This window comes from Streptomyces sp. A0958 (assembly GCF_004795035.1).
Taxonomy (GTDB): Bacteria; Actinomycetota; Actinomycetes; order Streptomycetales; family Streptomycetaceae; genus Streptomyces.
This window is the reverse complement of record NZ_SSBK01000076.1, coordinates 1-4,669: the sequence shown is the minus strand read 5'-3', so window position 1 is coordinate 4,669 and position 4,669 is coordinate 1. Positions and strand designations below refer to the sequence as shown.

The following is a 4,669-nucleotide window of genomic DNA, read 5'->3' as shown; positions in this document are numbered from 1 at the left end:
CGCGGCGGCCGACGCGCCCGGCGCGCCGCGGCCGTCCGTCGGTCCCGTCGCCCCCGGCGGACCGCAGACCGTCGCCGCCCCGGCACGCTCCGGCCCCGCCGAGGCGGCGGGCACGCCGCCCACCGCCCCCCGGCTCGCGCACGCACTGCCCTCCCCGTACGCCGCAGGCGCACCGCACCCCGCCGATCTGCTGCCCCGCGCCCCGCGCGGCTTCCACGGGCGCGGTGCCGAACTGACCGCGCTCTCCCGGGCTGCGGCCGGCGAGGCGCCCGTCTGCCTGGTTACGGGCCCGGCCGGGGTGGGCAAGACGGCGCTGGCCCTGCACTGGGCACGCCGGTCCCCGGCGGCCTTCCCGGACGGGCGGCTCTTCGCCGATCTGCGCGGGTTCGGGGACACCGCCGAGCCGACCCCGCTCGAAGTGCTGCGCGAGTTCCTGCTCGCGCTCGGCGTCGCGCCCCGCCGGGTGCCGGAGTCCGTGGCCGGGGCGGCGGCCCTGTTCCGCTCGCTGACCGACCGGCTGAGCCTCCTCGTCGTCCTCGACAACGCCCGCGACTCCGCCCAGGTCAGGCCCCTCCTGCCGGGTGGCGCGGACTGCGTCACGCTGATCACCAGCAGGCGCCGGCTCGAAGGGCTCATCGCATCGGACGCCGCCGTCCCGGTCCCGCTGGACATACTGGAACCGCCGGACGGCACCGCGCTGCTGGCCGGGGTGCTCGGCGAGGAACGGGTCCTCGCCGAACCGGTGGCCGCCCGGCGGCTCGCCGAACTCTGCGGCGGACTGCCGCTCGCCCTGCGGGTCACGGCGGCCCGGCTGGCGGGCCGCCCGCAGTGGACGCTGGCCGGCATGGCCGACGAACTCGCCGACGAGCGCAGCCGGCTCTCCTACCTGGACGTGGAGGACACCGGCGTCTCCGCCGCGCTGCGGCTCACCGTGCAGCAGCTCCCGCCGGACGCCGTCCACCACTTCACCCGGCTCGGCCACCACCCGGGCAGCCACTTCGACCCGTACACCGCCGCCGCGCTCGCCGGCAGCGACCCGGTCGCCGCCGGGGCCGCGCTGGAACAGCTCGCCGCCGCCCATCTGGTCACGGAGACGAGGACCGGGCACTGGGTGCTGCACGATCTGGTGCGGCTGTACGCGCGCGGGCTCGACCCGGCGGCCGGGCCGGACACGCTCCTCGGTGTGCTCGACCACTACATCGCCACCGCGCTCGCCGCCGCCGACACGGCCGAACCGGGTGGCGAGCCCTGCTTTGTGCTGCCCGAGGACTACCGCAAACCGACCGCGACGCGGGACTTCACGGACCGGGCCGCGGCCATGAGCTGGCTGGCGGCCGAGCGCGAGGACCTGACCCTGGCCGCCGCGGCCGCCCGGGCCGCCGGTCTCGACGACCGGGCCTGGCGGATCATCCTGCTGCAATGGCCGCACGTGGTGTGGCGGGTACGGGACGGCTGGGCCCCGATGCTGGAACTGGCCCTCGCGGCGGCCGTGGCGTGCGACGACCCGTACGCCGAGTCCCGGGTCCGCAACCTGCTGGGCTGGGTGCTGTCGGAGGAGGGCAGGACCAGCGAGGCCGTCGCCCTCCTGGAACCGTCACCCGGTCTGGCCCGGCAGGCGGGGGACCGGCTCGGCGAGGCGACCGCACTGATCAACCTGGCTATCGTGCACGCCGAACAGGGCGGCCTCGACCTGGCGACGGAGGGCTGCGAACAGGCCCTGGGCCTGGCCCGCGAGGAGACCGACGCCCATACCGAGATGCTCGCCCTCCAGCACCTGGCCCGGATGCGGCTCGCGGCCGGCCACCCGCAGGACGCGCTGGACTCCGCCCGCGCCGCCCTCGACCTGGGGCCCGAGCACGAGGAGGCGGCGCGCCGGGTGCTGCTGCTGACCGTCAGCGGCGAGGCCCACCTCGCCCTCGGCGCGGAGGACGAGGGCATACGGCTCCTGGACCGGGCGGCCACGGAGGCGGAGCAGGCCGGGTACGACGAGGGCGCGGTGCGGGCCCTGGAGGCGCTGCTGCGGGTGACGGCGGCCACGGACTACGTACGGCGCCGCGATGAGGCGGTCCGCCGCCTCGCCGACGACGTCTGACACGGGCGGGGAGCGCCGCTGCCGGTCCCTCCCCGCCGCGCGCCGGGCGTCTCAGTCCCGCGTGTCCGCGGCCTCGTCCATACCGGCGAGCACCAGCGGCAGCCGGGCGGCCCCGCCGGGCACGACGCGGACGGGGACGCCCCAGTCCTGCTGGTGGACGTGGCAGGCCGGGTACTCGTTCGCCGGGTCGTCGTCGCAGGACGCGGCCATCGCGGAGACGTGCAGGACGCCCTCGGTGACGCCGTCGGCGAGGACCAGTTCGCGGAAGAGGTCGGTGCCCGCGCCCTCCCCCTCGGCCAGCAGCTCGGGCGGGGTCGAGGAGACCAGCAGCCGGGTCGAGGGCCCGTAGCGGGTGTCGAGCTTCTGGCCGGCGGGCGCCTGGAAGACGACGTCGAGCCGGAGGGCGCCGGGGGCGATCTCGGTGGCCGCCCGCCGGGTGCGGTGGGCCTGCTCGGCGACGCGTACCGCCTCCTCGGGCAGCCGCAGCCGGGTCAGCCGGTGCCGGGCGGACTCCACGACCACGAGGTCGCCGTCCACCAGCACGGCGTCGCTGGGCTCGCGCAGGTCCGTGGCCAGCGTGCTGACCTCACCGCTCGCCGGGTCGTACCGGCGCAGTGCGTGGTTGTACGTGTCGCAGACGGCGACGGACCCGTCGGGCAGGGCGGTGACGCCCAGCGGGTGCTGGAGCAGGGCCTGCGCGGCGGCGCCGTCGCGGTGGCCGAAGTCGAAGAGTCCGGTGCCGACGGCGGTGTGGACGGCGCCCTCGCGGTCGACGTAGCGCAGCGCGGACGTCTCCGAGTCGGCGACCCACAGCCGCTCCTCGGTCGCCGCGAGCCCGGACGGCTGGGCGAACCACGCCTCCGCGCCCGGCCCGTCGACCAGGCCCTCGTTGGTGGTCCCGGCCGCGACCCGTACGGTGCCGTCCTCGGGGTCGTACGTCCACAGCTGGTGGACACCGGCCATGGCGATCCAGAGCCGGCCGTCGAACCAGGCGACGTCCCACGGCGAGGACAGGTCGACCTCGCGGGCCGCGCCGCTGGTGGGCGCCCCCTGCCACCACTGGCGGCCGGTGCCGGCGAGGGTGGTGGTCGCCCCGGTCGTGAGGTCGAGCGCGCGGATGGCGTGGTTGACCGTGTCGGCGACGGCGATCCGCCCGTCCGGCAGCAGCGCGAGCCCCTGCGGCTCGCTGAAGGCGACCTCGTCGGGCCCGCCGTCCGCGAACCCGCGCTCACCCGTCCCGAAGTGCCGGCGCACGCTCTCGCCGTCCGCGTCCAGCTCGACCAGCCGGTGCCGGGTGGTGTCGGAGACCAGGAAGCCGCCGTCCGCCAGCAGCAGGGCCTTGCCCGGGAACCGCAGATGCGTGGCCACCGGCTCCGGCGCCACGTACGGCCCGTCCCCGCGCCGCAGGGTGCCCTTGGCCGCGTGCTCCGTCTCCAGCTCCTCGACCAGCTTCTCGATGGCGTGGGCGTGCCCCTCACCGGCGTGCTGGGCGACGACATAGCCCTCGGGGTCGATGACGACGAGCGTGGGCCAGGCGCGTACGGCGTACTGCTTCCAGGTGGCGAGCTCCGGGTCGTCGAGCACCGGGTGGTGGACGCCGTACCGCTCGACGGCGTCCACGACGGCCTGGTGCTCCGCCTCGTGGACGAACTTCGGCGAGTGCACGCCGATGATCACGACGGTGTCGCGGTGCTTCTCCTCCAGCTCGCGCAGCTCGTCCAGGACATGCAGGCAGTTCACACAGCAGAAGGTCCAGAAGTCCAGGATCACGATGCGTCCTCGCAGGTCAGCGAGGGTGTACTGCCGGTCGCCTGTATTGAGCCAGCCGCCCTTGCCGATGAGTTCGGGGGCCCTGACGCGCGCACGTGTTGCCATGTGAACAGTCAACATCACCGTGGCGTCCCCGCATTCCACAGGCCCCTCGGGGAACCTGTGGGACATGAGACTTCTCGTGCGTGAGCGGATTTTCGGCATCGGCGACGACTACTGGATCGAGGACGCGGACGGCCGCAAGGTCTTCCTGGTCGACGGCAAGGCCATGCGGGTGCGCGACACCTTCGAGCTGAAGGACGCGCAGGGCCGGGTCGTCGTGGAGATCCGGCAGAAGCTGATCAGCCTGCGCGACACGATGCTGATCGAGCGGGACGGCGAACAGCTCGCCAAGGTCAAGCGGAAGCGGCTGTCGCTGCTGCGCAACCACTACCGGGTGACCCTGGCGGACGGCACCGAGCTCGACGTCAGCGGCAAGATCCTGGACCGCGAGTTCGCGGTGGACTACGAGGGGGAGCTGCTGGCCCAGATCTCCCGCCGCTGGCTGACCGTCCGTGACACGTACGGGATCGACATCGTGCGGGAGGACGCCGACCCGGCGCTGCTGATCGCGGTGGCGGTGTGCGTGATCGTGCTCGCCGAGAAGGAGCACGAGGACTGATCGCACGGGTCACTCCTGACGGGCCTTCGGTGCGTCCAGCCCAAGCCGCCGGTCCTTGAGGGCCGGGAACTGCTCCCGCGTCGCGGCGACCTTGGCCGGGTCGAACTCGACGGTCAGCACCTCCTCGTCCGCTCCCGCCTCGGCAA

3 protein-coding genes and 1 pseudogene are annotated in these 4,669 nt (G+C 74.7%); 2 read left to right on the top strand and 2 right to left on the bottom strand.

Features of this window, described 5'->3' with window-relative positions; genetic code table 11:
- A partial coding sequence (locus E6P78_RS32275; protein ID WP_240799466.1) for a tetratricopeptide repeat protein occupies nucleotides 1-2,092 on the top strand: 2,092 nt, incomplete at its 5' end.
- Nucleotides 2,093-2,143: 51 nt separating this feature from the next.
- Here E6P78_RS32275 and E6P78_RS32270 read toward each other — a convergent pair.
- A complete protein-coding gene (locus tag E6P78_RS32270; protein WP_136207174.1) occupies nucleotides 2,144-3,967 on the bottom strand; it encodes an NHL domain-containing thioredoxin family protein in 1,824 nt (607 codons plus the stop codon).
- A 64-nt stretch (nucleotides 3,968-4,031) separates the two neighbouring features.
- Here E6P78_RS32270 and E6P78_RS32265 point away from each other — a divergent pair, with 64 nt between their 5' ends.
- Complete coding sequence (locus E6P78_RS32265) at nucleotides 4,032-4,523, top strand: LURP-one-related family protein (protein WP_136207173.1); 492 nt, start codon at nucleotides 4,032-4,034, stop codon at nucleotides 4,521-4,523.
- Nucleotides 4,524-4,532: 9 nt separating this feature from the next.
- Here the strand turns inward: E6P78_RS32265 and E6P78_RS33780 are convergent.
- Nucleotides 4,533-4,669, bottom strand: a pseudogene (locus tag E6P78_RS33780) (carbon-nitrogen family hydrolase); the annotation flags it as partial.

Coding starts and splice junctions, on each gene's coding strand:
- E6P78_RS32270 (WP_136207174.1), bottom strand. CDS start 3,967: ATGGCAACACGTGCGCGCGTCAGGGCCCCCGAACTCATCGGCAAGGGC.
- E6P78_RS32265 (WP_136207173.1), top strand. CDS start 4,032: ATGAGACTTCTCGTGCGTGAGCGGATTTTCGGCATCGGCGACGACTAC.